The organism is Metabacillus litoralis (genome assembly GCF_003667825.1).
Lineage (GTDB): Bacteria > Bacillota > Bacilli > Bacillales > Bacillaceae > Metabacillus > Metabacillus litoralis_B.
In genome coordinates this window covers 2,882,489-2,899,166 of the sequence record NZ_CP033043.1, presented here as the reverse complement: position 1 = coordinate 2,899,166, position 16,678 = coordinate 2,882,489, and the positions used below count along the sequence as shown (strand labels likewise).

Sequence of the window (16,678 nt, the reverse complement as noted above, 5' to 3'; positions counted from 1 at the left end):
TGTACAGTGAGTCAGAATTTAAATGGATAATTTTTCAAAAACTATTTTTCTTCCCTTAAATAGTTGATATTCTAAGGTAAACAACAACTATGGGGGAAAAGTATGGAGATCACCATTCGTTTTTCAGAAGAAAAGGATTTTGAAAAGTTAATAGAGTTAGATCATCGTGTATGGGATGCTGCAACAACACCTGCTGATATTGTATGGAGCTCTATTGACGAATTTAGAGAAAGAAATCCTGAAGGCAGTCAAATTGTTGCAATTGTAAATGGAGACGTTGCCGGGTATTTAGGGTATCACGCTCCTACTCCTTTAAAAACCAATCAACATGTGATGGAAATTGATATAGCTGTAGACAAAATGTACCAAGGAATGGGAATTGGCAAAAAGCTGTTGGACAAAGCAATAGAGCTTGGAAAGGAAAGAGGAAACACGAAGGTGTCACTACGTGTTTTGTCTACCAATAAAGGGGCGTTAGTCTTTTATAAAAAATGCGGCTTTATTGAGCAAGGTAGATTAATAAAAGAGTTTTACATAGACGGGAATTATGTGGACGATGTTTTAATGTATAGGCTAATAGAGTAAGAGTAAAAGTCTATATTTTCTCATTATTACAACATTATAAGATAGACGATTTCTTCATTGCAAATCATAAGAAAAGGGGCTAAAATTCTCTGAGGAACGTTACATAGTTGAGGAAAATTCACTATGATCATGCACGTGAAGGAGGTTGAGGTATGCCACGCTCTTTATGGTTACTTGTAATTGGTATGATGATTAATGTTACCGGAGCTTCATTCTTATGGCCGTTAAACACGATCTATATCCATGAACATCTAGGTAAGTCTTTAACTTTAGCTGGGATTGTTCTCATGCTTAATGCTGCTGCAGGTGTAATAGGAAATCTTGTTGGTGGAGTTTTGTTTGACAAAATTGGTGGCTATAAATCCATCTTAATAGGTATCATCATTACTTTAGTTTCAATTGTCATTTTGATGTTTAATCATAGCTGGCCAGTTTATATGTACTTGCTAATCTTTATTGGATTCGGTTCAGGTATTGTTTTTCCTGCTACATATGCTCTAGCCGGAACTGTTTGGCCAGAAGGTGGTAGGAAAGCCTTTAACTCTATATATGTAGCACAAAATGTTGGTGTTGCAGCAGGAGCTTCGTTAGGAGGAATTGTTGCTTCCATCTCATTTAATTATATATTTGTAGCAAATGCAGCTTTGTATGCTGTTTTTTTCTTTGTAGCATTCTTCGGGTATCGAAATATTGATGGAGCAAGTGCAAAGCAAACCTCGATTTTAAATGAAAAAACAGCTATAAAAAGTCGTCATAAGTTTACGGCTTTAATTATTTTGTGTACGGGTTATTTACTATGCTGGGTTGGTTATGTTCAATGGCCTTCAACAATCTCTTCTTACACTCAAACCCTAAATATTCCTATAAGTCAATACAGTCTTTTATGGACAATTAACGGTGCGATGATTGTGTTAGGTCAGCCACTTATTTCCATGTTTGTGAAACGTTTTGCTAAAACATTAAAAAGACAAATGGTCATTGGATTTGTTGTGTTTATGTTTTCTTTTGTGATTGCTTTGTTTGCAGAGCAATTTACTGGATTTCTTGTTGCTATGGTTATTTTAACAATAGGAGAAATGCTTGTTTGGCCAGCGGTTCCTACAATTGCAAATGATTTAGCTCCTGAAGGAAGACAAGGCTTTTATCAAGGATTTGTTAATAGTACAGCAACAGGTGGTAGAATGATTGGCCCTATACTTGGGGGTGTAATCGCAGACTACTACAATATGAACCTCTTATTTATGATTATTATTACTTTATTAGCAGTTGGTATCTTTACTACTTTCATTTATGATAAAAAGCTTAATGCTGTTATTGAAAAGAAAAGGTCTCAGGCACCCGATGTTTACGGGGTCTAAGACCTTTTCTTTTTTTCTGAAACTTACACTGCTACCTACACTGCTACCTTGTGATACGATAGGGGAAAAAATGATTAACAGGGGAAGGTAAATGTCATGATCAATCAATGTTTTCCTTACGCAAAGGAAATAATTGAAACGCTTACGTTTGGATTGTTATAGTCGATGCTGATGATAATTATTGAAAGAAAAATCATAAATGATGCCTATACTTGCATATCACGACAAATTTATATAAAATAATCTTAAATCTATATACGAAATGAACGGAGAAAAGGAATAGTAATTAGTGAAAATGTGCTCAGAGAGTTGACGGATGGTGAGAGTCAACCAGTTTTTGCTAATGAACTCGCCTTTGAGTTACAAATGTGAAAGAGAAATAGATCAAGTAATATTTGTCGTCTATCCACGTTACGGATGTCAAAGTGGGCATAATTATACTATGCCAAAGTTGGGTGGTACCACGGGAATTAAGCCTCTCGTCCCTGTTTGGGATGTGGGCTTTTTTCGTTTTTATAGACTTTTGAAAGCTTTGACCCGTTCAACAGGTTATAAAATAAAATAAGAGCAAGCTTTAAGGAGGAAAACAGATGAGCTTCAATCATCAAGAGATTGAAAAGAAATGGCAAGATTATTGGTTACATAATAAAACATTTAAAACAACAGAAGATACAGAAAAACCGAAGTTCTATGCATTGGACATGTTCCCATATCCATCAGGAGCGGGTCTCCATGTAGGACATCCTGAAGGATATACAGCAACAGACATTTTATCTCGTATGAAACGTATGCAAGGGTATAATGTTCTTCATCCGATGGGATGGGATGCATTTGGTTTACCTGCTGAACAGTATGCGCTTGATACAGGGAATGACCCAGCTGAATTTACAAAGCAAAACATTGATAACTTCAGAAGACAAATCCAAGCACTAGGGTTTTCATATGATTGGGATCGTGAAGTTAACACAACAGACCCTGAATACTACAAATGGACTCAATGGATCTTTTTGCAGCTTTATAAAAAAGGTTTGGCATATGTAGATGAAGTACCTGTAAACTGGTGCCCTGCGTTAGGTACCGTTTTAGCAAATGAGGAAGTTATTGATGGGAAAAGTGAGCGTGGAGGTCATCCAGTTGAGCGACGCCCAATGAAGCAGTGGATGCTGAAAATTACAGCATATGCTGATCGTCTTCTTGAAGACTTAGAGGACGTTGACTGGCCAGAAAGCATCAAAGATATGCAACGTAACTGGATCGGTCGTTCTGAAGGTGCTCATGTAACATTTGATATTGAAGGACATAATGAAACATTTACTGTTTTCACAACACGTCCTGATACATTATTTGGTGCAACATACGCTGTTTTAGCTCCAGAGCATTCTTTTATTGAAAAAATTACGACTGAGGATCAAAAACAAGCAGTTGAGGCTTATATTAACGAAGTAAAACATAAAAGTGATTTAGAGCGTACAGAGCTTTCAAAAGATAAAACAGGCGTATTTACAGGTGCTTATGCTATTAACCCTGTAAACGGTGAAAAAATGCCAATTTGGATTGCAGATTATGTACTTGTAACTTACGGTACTGGTGCGATTATGGCAGTTCCTGCACATGATGAGCGCGACTATGAATTTGCTGTAAAGTTTGATCTTCCGATTAAAGAAGTTGTAAGCGGTGGAGACGTGACGAAGGAAGCGTACACTGGTGAAGGTGAACACGTTAACTCCGATTTCTTAAATGGACTTGGTAAACAAGAAGCAATTGAAAAAGCGATCGCATGGCTTGAAGAAAACAAAAAAGGCGAAAAGAAAGTAACCTACCGTCTTCGTGACTGGTTATTCAGCCGTCAACGTTATTGGGGTGAGCCAATTCCAATTATTCATTGGGAAGATGGTACAATGTCAGCCGTTCCGGAAGAAGAACTTCCACTTGTATTACCAAAAACAACAGAAATTAGACCATCTGGAACAGGGGAATCTCCACTTGCAATTATTGATGAATTTGTAAATGTTGTTGATCCTGTAACAGGTAAAAAAGGTCGTCGTGAAACAAATACAATGCCGCAATGGGCTGGAAGCTGCTGGTATTATTTACGTTATATTGACCCGAAAAATAGCGAGGCTCTTGCAGATGATGCAAAATTAAAGCAATGGCTGCCTGTTGATATTTACATCGGAGGAGCTGAGCACGCTGTACTTCATTTACTGTACGCTCGCTTCTGGCATAAATTTTTATATGATATTGGTGTTGTGCCAACAAAAGAGCCATTCCAGAAGCTCTTTAACCAAGGGATGATTCTTGGTGAAAACAATGAGAAAATGAGTAAATCAAAAGGAAATGTTGTGAATCCTGATGAGATTGTTTCATCACATGGTGCAGACACGCTTCGTCTTTATGAAATGTTTATGGGACCATTAGAAGCATCAATCGCTTGGTCAACAACAGGTCTTGACGGAGCAAGACGTTTCTTAGATCGCGTATGGCGTCTGTTCATTGAAGAGAATGGTGAATTAAGTCCGAAGGTTGTTGATGAAGCAAGCGATGCGCTTGAACGCGTTTATCATCAAACGGTCAAAAAAGTATCAGAAGATTTGGAAGGACTGCGCTTCAACACAGCTATTTCACAGCTGATGGTCTTCATTAATGAAGCATACAAACAAACAGTGCTTCCGAAAGAGTATGTAGAGGGTGTTGTGAAGCTTCTATCACCAATCGCCCCTCATTTAGCTGAAGAGCTATGGAGCAAATTAGGTCACAGTAGCACAATTTCTTATGAAGCTTGGCCGACATTTGACGAAGCGAAACTTGTTGAAAATGAAGTAGAGATCGTTGTTCAGGTAAACGGAAAAGTCCGTGCAAAGCTTTTAGTAGCAAAAGATGTTACAAAAGAACAGTTAGAACAAATTGCATTAGAAGACGATCGTGTGAAAGAACATGTAGAAGGAAAAACAATACGAAAAGTAATTGCCGTACCTGGTAAGCTTGTGAATATTGTGGCGAACTAGTACGTGTTTTGGAATTGGCAAGCCCGGCTCAGTGAGAGTCGGGCTTGCTGTTTTTTTGCTTGTGTATGTCGTAGATTGTCGAAGAACTAATATCTGGTCAAAATCAGCAAATAAACTGTGAAAATTAGCAAATAAATCATAGAAATTGACTAATATATTGGACAAAATATCAAATATATCTCAAAAAGCATCAAATAAAGAAATTCTGCAAACTAGCACCTCACAAACTACTTTGATATAATGCAACTATTAAAACTGAAAGGGTGTACATAATGTCAGAATTTAAAGAAATTTCTCCTGAAGAGGTACAAAAAAGATTAGAAAATGGGGAAAAACTTGAGCTAATAGATGTTCGTGAAGACGAAGAAGTAGAAGCAGGCATGATTCCGCAAGCGAAGCATATTCGTATGAATGATATTCCGGAGCATTTAGATGCACTTGATAAAGATAAAGAAACGATTTACATTTGTCGCTCAGGTGGAAGAAGCGGAAATGTTTGTGCTTATTTACAAGACAAAGGATACGATGTTGTTAACATGACTGGTGGCATGCTTGATTATAAAGGTGAAACAAAGCCAAAGAGTCAGCTAGCGTAAATTAAATAAATAAACGGAATTTTTCCAGTTAGAATGAAGAATGGAACTTGTTTGGGGGGGTATAAACGGATTTTTTCCGGTTATGCAAAGTAAAATGGTCCATTTTCATCATTTTTGATGAAATAGGCGGAATTTTTCCGTCTATTTAATCTATTTTTCGTACTATTTCCTCATTAAGAGGAACTTTTCCGCTTATTTTAGTAGCTTATTTTCTGGCGATTCTTGATGAATTGGAAATCGCTTAACCAGGTGCTTATCTTGGTATAAAAAATGCTTGGAGCATATATGTCTCCAAGCATTTTACTTTTCCCGGTAAATAACAAGTGCTGAGTAACAATAGATTTGTTCTCCATCCTCGTCTATGGATACTGATACGCTGAATTTTATATCTCTAACCTGATTTTCTCCGAGGTCTGCTAGAAACCCATTGATTTCTTCTTCTAAATCTTTTTCGTGTTCTTCATCAAAAAGCGCCACTTTTAACATCATGATCACTTCCTAATTTCCATTTTAATAATCTGTATGATAGCTTGTCTAAATTTATTACTAGAATGGAGAAGTGATTTTATTCTTTAGAGTAAAGAGCAGCATTTGTTCCAGCAAGACGCCCGGTTACTAAAGCTGACGTAATATTATAGCCACCTGTGTAACCGTGTATATCTAGTATCTCACCACAGAAATATAATCCCGCTTTTAGTCTTGATGACATTTCCTTCGGGTGAATTTCTTTTACTGATACACCACCTCCAGTTACAAAGGCTTTCTCAATTGATAGTGTACCATGGACCTGAAATTGAAATTGCTTGCAATCTTTTACGAAAGAGCGCAATTTTTCATTTGATAGATTATCATACGTAACTAACGTATCAATTTGATTTTTTTCTAACAAAAAGAGTAAGTAACGTTCAGGTAGCAATCCTTTTAACACGTTTTTTATCGCTTTTTTTGAATCCTGTTTTAAATCTTTAACAATTGATTGAAAAAGCTGTTCCTCATTTTGATCAGGCAGGGCATCAATACTGACAGTAACGGCATTTGTTTTGAACTTTTTCATAGCCTTGACCACATATTGACTACATCTTAATACAGCTGGACCGGATATTCCGAAGTGAGTGAAAATCATATCCATTTTATGGGTAATAATTGTTTTTCCTTTTGGATTAAGGACACTGAGTGCCACATCACGTAAAGAAAGTCCTTGTAGAGCTTTCTCCTGGATAAATGGTTCATTCGAGGTAATAGGCACTTCAGTCGGAAACAATTCGGTAATCGTATGTCCGGCATTTTCAGCCCAGGCATATCCATCACCTGTACTCCCAGTATGTGGTACGCTTTTTCCACCAACAGCTAGTACAACTGCTTTTGTTATAATTGTTTCACCGTTAACTAGTACAATGCTTGTTACCTTTTCCTCATCGTATATCACATCTTTTACAGGTTCATTTGTACGTATTTCCACGTTTAATCGCTTTAATTCACTTATTAGTGCATCAACGACTGATTGCGCTTTGTCCGTGACGGGAAACATTCGACCATGATCTTCTTCTTTTAATTGAATACCTAGATTTTCAAAAAAACGGATAATATCTTCATTGCTGAATTCAGAGAAAGCACTATATAAAAAACGGCCATTTCCGGGTATATGTTTAATAATCTCATCTATTGGCAATCGATTTGTTACATTACAGCGACCACCACCTGATATGGCAAGCTTTCTTCCTAGTTTATTTCCTTTATCTAAAAGAAGTACACGAGCTCCTTTTTCTCCTGCAGCAATGGAAGCCATTAATCCTGAAGGACCGCCACCAATTACAACTACATCATATTTCATTTAATCCACACCTTTTTCACTTGTCTGCTACAATATTATATCTGAAGAACGTAAAAAGTAAAAAATTTGATGAAAAATAATGATGAATCACAATGCTTATGGTATATATATGGGTTTATGGTAAAATAGAAAAGTTGAATCTTCATAGAGAAGAATGGTGAGTAAGAAAAATGTCTAATAATTTGTTACGAGGAACGTTCGTATTAACATTAGGTACATACATATCAAGAATTTTAGGAATGATTTATTTAATTCCTTTTGCAGCGATGGTGGGAACAACTGGTGGAGGATTGTTTCATGCAGGATATGCACAATATACAATTTTCTTAAGCGTTGCAACAGCAGGGTTTCCAGCAGCTGTATCTAAATTTGTTTCAAAATATAATGCTTTAGGAGATTACCAAACGAGCCGAAGGATGTTTAAGGCAGGCATACTTGTTATGCTCATAACTGGCTTACTTGCTTTTGCTATCTTATATATGCTGGCACCATGGTTTGCAATTGCAGCACTTGCTGAAAGAGAGCTTAATGGAGTAACAGTTGAAGATGCAACTCTCGTCATCAGAATGGTGAGCATTGCGCTTATTGTTGTTCCGCTAATGAGCTTAATAAGGGGCTTCTTTCAGGGGCATCAATCTATGGGACCTACAGCAGTTTCACAGGTTGTTGAACAGCTTGTCAGAATTGTCTTTTTGTTAGTTTCAACTTACATCGTGATGAATGTATTAAATGGTGGACTTGTTTTGGCAGTTGGCTATGCTACATTTGCTGCGTTTGTTGGAGCAGTAGGCGGGTTAGTTGTTTTGTTTATCTATTGGGTGAAACGAAAGGGTACACTCTTAGCTATGCAGGACAATCCAATTCAAGCTGAACCAATGCCACTCGGCAGAATGTTTAAGGAAGTATTTCGTTATGCAGGACCATTTGTTTTTGTTGGATTGGCAATCCCCATTTACAATTACATCGACACGTTGACTTTTAACCGTGCAATGTTAAGTACTGGAAATGAACAGTCATATACAATGGATATGTTTTCTGTGTTACTTCTTTATGTGCCAAAATTAGTGATGATTCCAGTATCATTAGCTACAGCCTTTGGATTAACACTGATTCCAACTATTACAGAGTCTTTCTCAAATAATAATCGGGGCTTACTACATAAACAGATTGATCAAACTTTACAGGTGATTATGTTACTTGTTTTACCTGCTGTGATTGGTCTTTCTGTTTTAGCCGGACCAGCCTATAATGTGTTCTACGCGGGAACATCAGAAGAAATTGGGAAGCATATTCTAATGTGGTATGCCCCTGTAGCTTTACTTTTCTCTCTTTTTACAGTGAATGCAGCGATCTTACAAGGTATTAATAAACAAAAGCTTGCGGTGATTAGCTTAGTCATAGGCTTAATTGTGAAGCTTTCCTTAAATGTTACGTTAATTGAGCTTTATGAAGGAGTAGGCTCAATTATCGCAACTGCAGCAGGCTACATTGTATCGTTAATCTATGGGTTTGCGATGATTAAACGCCATGCAGGTTATTCCTTTAGACTCCTAATTAAGAGGTCGTTATTAATTACAATACTGTGTATCTTTATGGGGCTTGTTGTTTCCGTGGTATTTTCTATACTAAGTATTTTTATTAATTACTCAGATAGTCGTATGAATGCTGTTATTGTTGTTGGAATTGCCGTCGCAATTGGTGGAGCAACATATGCCTACTTAACATATCGATCTCATTTGTTAGAAAAATTATTAGGAAACCGTTTAAACCGTTTTTTACCAAGAAAAAAACGATCAGTTGAATAGGTTGAATTAATGAAATAAGTTAAAGATAACAAAGAACTCGGATTCTCCGAGTTTTTTTACTAAAGGTTGTTTTTGTTAAATTCTTTGATTTAAAATATCAAAATGATAGTGGAATGAAGTGGAAGACAATTGACTCCTGCGGGAGCTAGAGGAAAGGATGAGACCCCGCAGGCAAAGCAGAGGAGGCTCAAGCTTCCTCCCCGCGGAAAGCAATTGTCTGGAGCGCAATGGAACGGACCTGTTCTTAGGTTAAATGAAAAAATACGACAAGATATCAACAAATAGACTTAAATTAAAATATCTAGTTCCGTTAGGGGGGTCTTACATAATATGAGAATTGATAAACTATTAGCAAATATCGGCTTTGGAAGCCGAAAAGAAGTAAAACAATTACTTAAGACAGGAGCTGTAAAAGTTGAAGGAGAACCAATAAAGGATCCAAAAACACATGTGGATCCTGATCATCAACACATTACAGTAAATGAAGAAAAAGTTGAATACAAAGAATTCGTTTACTTACTAATGAATAAGCCGGCAGGATATTTATCCGCAACAGAAGATGAGTATCAAGAAACAGTCATTGATTTACTGGAAATGGAAGACGCTGTTTATCAACCGTTTCCAGTTGGTCGTCTTGATAAAGATACGGAAGGGCTATTGCTTTTGACGAACGATGGACAGCTTTCACATCAACTGCTGTCTCCTAAAAAACATGTTCCAAAAACTTATTATGCAGACATATTAGGTGAAGTAACTGAAGAGGACATCGAGTCCTTTAAGAATGGTGTGACATTGGATGATGGTTATGTAACAAAGCCTGCTAAACTTGAAATTCTAACAGCGGGGAATCAATCGACCATTCATATTACCATAACAGAAGGTAAATTCCATCAAGTAAAACGTATGTTTGAATCTGTTGGAAAAAAAGTAACATATTTAAAAAGAATATCGATGGGACCAATTGTTTTAGATGAGGATGAACTTAAAATAGGAGAATATCGCGATCTAACAGAGGAAGAAATAGAGGCATTAAGAAATGCTAAACCGATAGAATTATAAAAACATTTAGGCAAAAAGGAGGAACCTTGATCATAAGGTTCCTTATTTTATGTATATAGGAATGTTTATTTTTGATCTTACGAAGACATCTTAACTTTCTTCTTTGTAGTGGCCCATTTACCTCTTGTAGGGCTGTGAACCAAATCGTTATATGCTAACACATTTAAATCACGTTGTATGGTTCTTGATGTTATACCAAATTCGTCAACGAGTTGCTGTGTCGTCACAGTTCCCCGCTCATTAATAAACATGTAGACTGATTTGATTCTGGTTAGCATACGGTTTGTTGAAGGTTTCAAAAAACCACTCCTTATCGTTTGATCGCACTGGCAATGCCTACTACAACCTTTCGATGACTGCTCTTTCAGATGTCACTTCATACATATTTAGTTTTATGCGGTAAAACGTTACAACAATATTTTACACGATTTCGACAGTAATAATCCATAGAAAAGTTTCAATTTACACAATATTAACATTTTTATTCCAAGATAAACAAGCACGCGCGTACTTAACACAATAAATCTATATGCCTATTGTTCTGAATAGTATGACATTAAAATGAATTTTTTTTATGGTTTTTGAATCTTTTTCCATCTTCCGAGCGTATTAAATTAAACAAGGAGGATCAAAGATGAGTATTTTAGCAGTGAAAATTGAAGAAGCAGGGTATGAAGAAAAAGCTCCTGTTATTCAGGGAATTGATTTTCATTTACATAAAGGAGAATGGATTGGTTTAATCGGTCCGAATGGTGCAGGTAAAAGTACAACAATCAAGACTCTCTTAGGTGTAATGGAATATGTGAAAGGAGAGATATACAAGCAACCATGTAGTAGGTATGCATATATACCTGAAAAACCTATCTTCTATGATTATTTAACCTTGTGGGAGCATTTGGACCTCCTAGCTGCAGTTAATGGAATCAATGATAGGATTTTAGTTGAAAGAGCTAATCTCTACTTACATGCTTTTAAAATGGAAAAAGTAAAACATGAGATGCCATCCACCTTTTCCAAAGGAATGCAGCAAAAAGTAATGATTATACAAGCTCTTGTATTACAACCTGATTATTATATTGTTGATGAGCCTTTTATAGGTCTTGATCCGAGTGCTACTAAAATGTTTTTAACTGTTATGGAAGAAGAACAAAATCGCGGTGCCGCTATCTTAATGTCAACTCACGTGTTGGACACGGCTGAAAAAATATGTGATCGGTTTTTACTCGTATCAGGGGGAACAATGGTTGCTCAAGGAACAATTGAGGAAATTCAGGCAAGTACAGGCCTTCCAGGTGCTTCTTTACTTGATTGCTTCAATAAAGTTGAGGAAGGCAGGTAAAGAAAAATGAGAGGAAGAAAAATTTGGTGGAGACGCTTGAAACAAGATTGGCTTTATCAATTTAACATTATTCGTACGGTTTTTGATTGGACGATCATTGTTTATCTTCTTATCCCATTCTTGGCTTTTTTAGGCATAACCTATTACTCCTGGTGGAACTCGTTGCCTGATTGGCTTGAGGGAGTGCCGTATGAAGCTCTTTTTCTTAGTTGTTTTTTGTTGTGTTGGCAAGGTACCATTCGAACGTTTATGGAAGAAGCTGATCAACTTACACTATTACAATTTTCAAAGATTATGACGGAAATAAGGTATATCGGGGTCATTTACTCTTGGATCCTACTACTTCTTAAGTGGTTACTACTTTTTGTTTGGTTATATCCGTTATTAAACCATTACGATGATCTAACTTTTTATCAGTTACTTGTTACTTCTCTATTCTTTTTTAGTTTAAATTTATTACTTACAACTTACAAACAAGTTGTTTACAAGTTTGAATTTTGGAAGAAGCTGATCATTGAATTAGTTGTTACTTGTTTCATTTTGATTTTGTGTTTTGCTATTATCTTTAAGCCTATTCATCCGTTAATTATAGGGATTGCTCTCATTTTTTTCTGCTTATCATTATGGCAAGTGAAGGGATATCAATCTCAAATAAAAACATTCTATGATGATGTTGAAAAAGAACAAAGAAATAAAGTGAAATATATAAAGTTTATGTTTACTGTGAATCCAGAAGTCACAATGCCACAGGTAAAAAAGCAAAAGAAAAGGTCTCGGATATTATGGAGGAATTCCGCAAGAATTTTTCAGAAAAGATCACCTGAAAATGGGGTAACAGAACTGTTTATGAAATCATTTCTTCGTGATAAAGGGAATCTACTACAATATTTTCAGGTTATATCTATTACATCAGCTATCATATTCACTACACCTATATGGATAAAATGGTTAGTAACAATCGTCTTTTACTTTTTCTTTAGAGAATGGATTGTACTGATGTTTAAAGAAATAGTAAAACAGAACCCATATCTGTCAGCTGACTATGGAGAAAAGGAGTATATGTTTATTGCCCAGAAAAAATGTGAAAACCGATTTGTTTACCCAGGTGTTTGCCTCGTAATCTTAATAGCTAGCTTATCAACAGTGATTGCTATTTTATTATAGTAGAGCTCAATTATTTAGAACTTTGCTTTAAATTATGCTAGGCTATATATAGAAAAGCTTACATTTTTTGAAAGCAAGCAGCATACCAATAGCTATTACATATTGTACATACGTAGGCAACGGACTAATCGGAGGTATTAAGGTGATTATTTTAAAAAGTAAACGAGAAATTGAACTCATGCATAAAGCAGGTCAACTGCTGGCAAATTGTCATAAAGAAATTGCTAAAAGAATCAAGCCTGGTGTTACAACACTTGAAATTGATGCATTTGTAGAACAGTATCTAAAAAAGCATGGTGCAACACCAGAACAAAAAGGGTATAAAGGCTATGAATTTGCAACATGTGCATCAATAAATGATGAAATCTGCCATGGTTTCCCGAGAAACACCCCATTACAAAATGGTGATATCGTCACAATTGATATGGTTGTAAATTTAAATGGTGCACTTGCTGACTCAGCCTGGTCGTATGCTGTAGGAGATGTATCACCTCAAGCGGCTAAGCTATTACAGGTTACGGAGGAAGCTTTAAATAAGGCAATTGAACAATCTGTTGTTGGAAACAGACTAGGAGATATTGGTCACGCTATTCAATCATATGTTGAGGACGAAGGGTATTCAGTTGTTAGAGATTTTACAGGTCATGGAATTGGAAGAACCATTCATGAACCACCAACAGTTCTTCATTATGGTGAGCCCAATAAGGGTCAGCGCTTAAAGGAAGGCATGGTTATCACAATTGAACCGATGGTGAATATTGGAGCGTGGGAGTCGAAAATGGACGATAACCATTGGACAGCAAGAACAGTAGACGGAAGTTTATCAGCACAATATGAACACACAATTGCAATAACAAAAGATGGTCCACTTATTTTAACGAAACAATAAGACATGTTTCTTAATAAAAAAGCGAAATGAATCTAATGATTCATTTCGCTTTTTTTAGTGTCCTCCAATAAAGGCTAGTTGAATGAAAAAGAGAACGGCAAAAATATAAACAAAGATGTGAACTTCTTTCCACTTTCCTTTTGCAATTTTCATTAAAGGATATGAAATGAAGCCAAGTGCAATTCCAGTAGCAATGCTTGATGTTAGGGGCATGCTTAAAACAACTAAAAAGGCAGGGAACGCTTCGTCAAGCTCTTTCCAATTGATTTCTGCAATAGCCCCCATCATTAAGCTTCCGACAATAATTAATGCTGGTGCAGTAATTGCGGAGATACCAGAAACTGCTCCAATTAAAGGACTGAAAAATAATGTTAGACCGAATAGGGCTGAAACGGTTAACGTTGTTAAGCCTGTTCTTCCACCTGCTGCAACACCGGCAGAAGATTCAATGTATGCACTAGTTGGACTTGTTCCAAACATTGCACCAATTGTTGTGGCAGCTGAATCTGCTAGCAACGCTGTACGAGCTCTTGGTAATTCATTGCCCTTCATAAGCCCTGCCTGTTGAGCCACTCCAATCATTGTTCCTGTTGTATCGAAGATGGTTACAAGCAAGAAAGAAAACACAACGGCATATAAGCCATGTGATATTACATCAGTTAAAGCTGAAAATGGATTTGTAATAATCAATCCTTCAGGCAAGCTTGGGAATGACATAACTCCTTGATCAAATGATAATTGCCCTGTGAAAAAGGCGATAATCCCGGTTATAACCATACCAACGAATAACGCGCCATGCACATTTAGGCTCATTAATATTAATGTTATAGCTAAACCAATTAATGCTAACACAACAGATGGAGAATGAAGATCACCTAATGCCACTAGATTGTTTGGATCTGCTGTGACAATTCCTGTTAAACGAAGACCAATAAAAGCAATGAAAAGGCCAATACCAGCTGTGATTCCATGCTTTAAATTGCTCGGTATTGCTTCAATTAATTTCTTTCGAAACGGAGTTAGCGAAAGGATGACAAATAGTATTCCGGCAATAAAAACAGCAGAGAAGGCTGTTGTATATGAAATATTTTCATTTGCTCCAACAACGGAATAGGCAAAGTATGCATTTAATCCCATCCCCGGTGCAATCGCAATTGGATAGTTTGCTGATAGGGCCATCCAAAGTGTCCCTATTATTGTCGCAATGATTGTTGCTGTAAAGACTTGGTCGAATGGAACTCCTGCATCTGCCAAAATAATTGGATTCACGACAACGATATATACCATAGTTAAAAACGTTGTGATTCCAGCTAAAATTTCGGTTCGGGCATTTGTTCTGTTTTCTGTTAGCTTAAACATATGTACCTCCGATTTTTTACGAACGTTTTTTCAAAACATTTATAATAATATTCGTTTTTAATCTTTATTGCAATAGTTTTGTTCACATTGTCCCTAACAATCCATTTATATTTTGTGACAAAAAGATAAAAACTAACAAATAGATTTGCTTTTTAACACCCAACATACTTTTTCATGAAGGCACGTGTTAGTATGATAATAGAATAATGAATAAAATGGCAGGAGGATCATACATGAATTGGAACGAAGAAGTTGAGAAAAGAAGAGAGAGTCTAATAAAAGATACACAGGAATTTCTACAAATTAAAAGTGTATTGAATGAGGACTCAAAAACAAGTGATGCTCCGTTTGGAGAAGGAATCCATAAGGCATTTTCTCATCTCTTACATTTAGGTGAAGAAGCTGGCTTTACTACTAAAAATGTAGATGGCTATGCAGGTCATATTGAATTAAAAGGAAATGGTGAAGAGGTTGTAGGAATATTATGTCATGTTGATGTTGTTCCAGAAGGTGATGGCTGGACAAGTGATCCTTATGGTGCAGAGATTCGTGACGGGAAAATTTTTGCAAGAGGTGCGATGGATGATAAGGGGCCAACAATTGCAGCATTTTATGCAATGAAAATTGTGAAAGATTTGCAATTACCGTTAAGTAAAAATGTTCGCATGATTATCGGTACAGATGAGGAGAGTGAATGGCGCTGTGTTGATCATTACTTTAAGCATGAGAAGATGCCAGAGTTAGGTTTTGCCCCTGATGCGGATTTTCCGATCATTTTTGCTGAAAAAGGAATTATTGATTTAACGATCGAGCAAAATGGATCTTTCACTGATTTAACATCAGATATTGTTCTCCATTCCTTTGAGTCTGGAAGAAGATATAATATGGTTCCAGACTTTGCTAAAGCTGTGTTATCATCTCAAAATAACAATGAAATGATACAACAATTTAAATCATTTATTAGCGACAAAAATATAAGCGGACAGGCTATGATTGAAGAGCAAATGATAAGTTTAACTGTTGAAGGTGTCTCAGCACATGCAATGGAGCCTAACAACGGTACGAATGCGGGCATTTTGTTAGCTGAATATTTACATAATCTGAATCTTGATCAAAAAGGCGAAAATTATATACAAGCCATTGTTCATTATTTCTTAGATGACACGCGCGGTCGTAAGCTCAACATAGCGTTTTCTGATGAAGTTAGCGGGGAACTAACAGTTAATCTAGGTGTGATGAAATACACTAAGGACCAGCTTGGCAAAATTGGAGTAAATATACGTTATCCTGTTTCAGGAAATGCTGAAACAATAAAAAAAGAAATAAACAATGTAGAAGGCTTTTCATTAGTATCATTTGATGATTCGAAACCACACTATGTGGAGGAAAATCATCCCCTTATTCAAACTTTGAAAAAAGTGTATGAAGAACAAACCGGAGAAAATGCTGAGCTTATAGCGATTGGTGGAGGAACATATGCAAGATCATTAGAAGCTGGTGTTGCTTTTGGACCTTTATTTCCAGGTAGACCAGATGTTGCTCACCAAAAGGATGAATATATTGACATTGAGGATTTATTGAAAGCAACAGCCATTTATGCACAAGCAATATATGAATTAGCAAAATAAGGTTTGCCCTGTGAGGAAAAATAAAAAAAGCTGTCGAGGCTTCTCGACAGCAGCACGGGA

General features: G+C 36.4%; 14 protein-coding genes and 1 other annotated feature. Of the genes, 10 read left to right on the top strand and 4 right to left on the bottom strand.

Translation table 11 applies throughout. The features are described from left to right. Window positions 1-102: 102 nt before the first annotated feature. From D9842_RS14395 to D9842_RS14380, 4 genes are all read left to right on the top strand, one after another. Window positions 103-585: a GNAT family N-acetyltransferase gene (locus tag D9842_RS14395; RefSeq protein ID WP_121663113.1), complete on the top strand. Its 483-nt coding sequence runs from the start codon at window positions 103-105 to the stop codon at window positions 583-585. Window positions 586-737: 152 nt separating this feature from the next. Next, on the top strand, window positions 738-1,943 hold the full coding sequence (locus tag D9842_RS14390; protein WP_121663112.1) for an MDR family MFS transporter: 1,206 nt from the start codon (window positions 738-740) through the stop codon (window positions 1,941-1,943). 260 nt (window positions 1,944-2,203) lie between these two features. Further along, window positions 2,204-2,433 (top strand) — a binding site (T-box leader). A gap of 100 nt (window positions 2,434-2,533) precedes the next feature. Further along, a complete protein-coding gene (gene leuS, locus D9842_RS14385; RefSeq protein ID WP_121663111.1) occupies window positions 2,534-4,948 on the top strand; it encodes a leucine--tRNA ligase in 2,415 nt (804 codons plus the stop codon). Window positions 4,949-5,220: 272 nt separating this feature from the next. Beyond that, window positions 5,221-5,544 (top strand): rhodanese-like domain-containing protein, encoded by a 324-nt coding sequence (locus D9842_RS14380; RefSeq protein WP_121663110.1) that lies wholly within the window; start codon window positions 5,221-5,223, stop codon window positions 5,542-5,544. Between the two features lie 300 nt (window positions 5,545-5,844). Here the strand turns inward: D9842_RS14380 and D9842_RS14375 are convergent, their stop codons facing one another. Further along, on the bottom strand, window positions 5,845-6,030 hold the full coding sequence (locus D9842_RS14375) for a sporulation protein Cse60 (RefSeq protein WP_121663109.1): 186 nt from the start codon (window positions 6,028-6,030) through the stop codon (window positions 5,845-5,847). 79 nt (window positions 6,031-6,109) lie between these two features. Continuing rightward, a complete protein-coding gene (locus D9842_RS14370) occupies window positions 6,110-7,375 on the bottom strand; it encodes a BaiN/RdsA family NAD(P)/FAD-dependent oxidoreductase (RefSeq protein ID WP_121663108.1) in 1,266 nt (421 codons plus the stop codon). Window positions 7,376-7,545: 170 nt separating this feature from the next. On the opposite strand from D9842_RS14370, the gene D9842_RS14365 reads away from it, so the two are divergent. Together D9842_RS14365 and D9842_RS14360 are read left to right on the top strand one after the other, a co-directional pair. Next, window positions 7,546-9,180, top strand: a complete 1,635-nt coding sequence (locus tag D9842_RS14365) for a putative polysaccharide biosynthesis protein (RefSeq protein WP_121663107.1) — start codon at window positions 7,546-7,548, stop codon at window positions 9,178-9,180. Window positions 9,181-9,510: 330 nt separating this feature from the next. Beyond that, window positions 9,511-10,239 (top strand): pseudouridine synthase, encoded by a 729-nt coding sequence (locus D9842_RS14360; protein ID WP_121663106.1) that lies wholly within the window; start codon window positions 9,511-9,513, stop codon window positions 10,237-10,239. Between the two features lie 77 nt (window positions 10,240-10,316). On the opposite strand, the gene D9842_RS14355 is transcribed toward D9842_RS14360, so the two are convergent. After that, on the bottom strand, window positions 10,317-10,538 hold the full coding sequence (locus D9842_RS14355) for a DeoR family transcriptional regulator (protein ID WP_121663105.1): 222 nt from the start codon (window positions 10,536-10,538) through the stop codon (window positions 10,317-10,319). Between the two features lie 335 nt (window positions 10,539-10,873). On the opposite strand from D9842_RS14355, the gene D9842_RS14350 reads away from it, so the two are divergent. The 3 genes from D9842_RS14350 (at window position 10,874) to map (ending at window position 13,631) form a co-directional block, all read left to right on the top strand. Next, window positions 10,874-11,578, top strand: coding sequence for an ABC transporter ATP-binding protein (locus D9842_RS14350; protein WP_121663104.1), 705 nt, complete (start codon window positions 10,874-10,876; stop codon window positions 11,576-11,578). A 6-nt stretch (window positions 11,579-11,584) separates the two neighbouring features. Continuing rightward, window positions 11,585-12,742 (top strand): ABC transporter permease, encoded by a 1,158-nt coding sequence (locus D9842_RS14345; RefSeq protein WP_121663103.1) that lies wholly within the window; start codon window positions 11,585-11,587, stop codon window positions 12,740-12,742. A 142-nt stretch (window positions 12,743-12,884) separates the two neighbouring features. Beyond that, the gene (gene map / locus D9842_RS14340; protein WP_121663102.1) at window positions 12,885-13,631 is read left to right on the top strand and encodes a type I methionyl aminopeptidase; all 747 of its coding nucleotides are present in this window, start codon (window positions 12,885-12,887) and stop codon (window positions 13,629-13,631) included. Window positions 13,632-13,685: 54 nt separating this feature from the next. Here the strand turns inward: map and D9842_RS14335 are convergent, their stop codons facing one another. Beyond that, window positions 13,686-14,990, bottom strand: a complete 1,305-nt coding sequence (locus D9842_RS14335; RefSeq protein WP_121663101.1) for an NCS2 family permease — start codon at window positions 14,988-14,990, stop codon at window positions 13,686-13,688. 233 nt (window positions 14,991-15,223) lie between these two features. On the opposite strand from D9842_RS14335, the gene pepV reads away from it, so the two are divergent. Continuing rightward, a complete protein-coding gene (pepV, locus tag D9842_RS14330) occupies window positions 15,224-16,618 on the top strand; it encodes a dipeptidase PepV (RefSeq protein WP_121663100.1) in 1,395 nt (464 codons plus the stop codon). Window positions 16,619-16,678: the final 60 nt, after the last annotated feature.

Bases quoted from the DNA above. Each gene is read 5' to 3' on its own strand.
- D9842_RS14395 (WP_121663113.1), top strand. From the start codon at position 103: ATGGAGATCACCATTCGTTTTTCAGAAGAAAAGGATTTTGAAAAGTTA.
- D9842_RS14390 (WP_121663112.1), top strand. From the start codon at position 738: ATGCCACGCTCTTTATGGTTACTTGTAATTGGTATGATGATTAATGTT.
- leuS (WP_121663111.1), top strand. From the start codon at position 2,534: ATGAGCTTCAATCATCAAGAGATTGAAAAGAAATGGCAAGATTATTGG.
- D9842_RS14380 (WP_121663110.1), top strand. From the start codon at position 5,221: ATGTCAGAATTTAAAGAAATTTCTCCTGAAGAGGTACAAAAAAGATTA.
- D9842_RS14375 (WP_121663109.1), bottom strand. From the start codon at position 6,030: ATGTTAAAAGTGGCGCTTTTTGATGAAGAACACGAAAAAGATTTAGAA.
- D9842_RS14370 (WP_121663108.1), bottom strand. From the start codon at position 7,375: ATGAAATATGATGTAGTTGTAATTGGTGGCGGTCCTTCAGGATTAATG.
- D9842_RS14365 (WP_121663107.1), top strand. From the start codon at position 7,546: ATGTCTAATAATTTGTTACGAGGAACGTTCGTATTAACATTAGGTACA.
- D9842_RS14360 (WP_121663106.1), top strand. From the start codon at position 9,511: ATGAGAATTGATAAACTATTAGCAAATATCGGCTTTGGAAGCCGAAAA.
- D9842_RS14350 (WP_121663104.1), top strand. From the start codon at position 10,874: ATGAGTATTTTAGCAGTGAAAATTGAAGAAGCAGGGTATGAAGAAAAA.
- D9842_RS14345 (WP_121663103.1), top strand. From the start codon at position 11,585: ATGAGAGGAAGAAAAATTTGGTGGAGACGCTTGAAACAAGATTGGCTT.
- D9842_RS14335 (WP_121663101.1), bottom strand. From the start codon at position 14,990: ATGTTTAAGCTAACAGAAAACAGAACAAATGCCCGAACCGAAATTTTA.
- pepV (WP_121663100.1), top strand. From the start codon at position 15,224: ATGAATTGGAACGAAGAAGTTGAGAAAAGAAGAGAGAGTCTAATAAAA.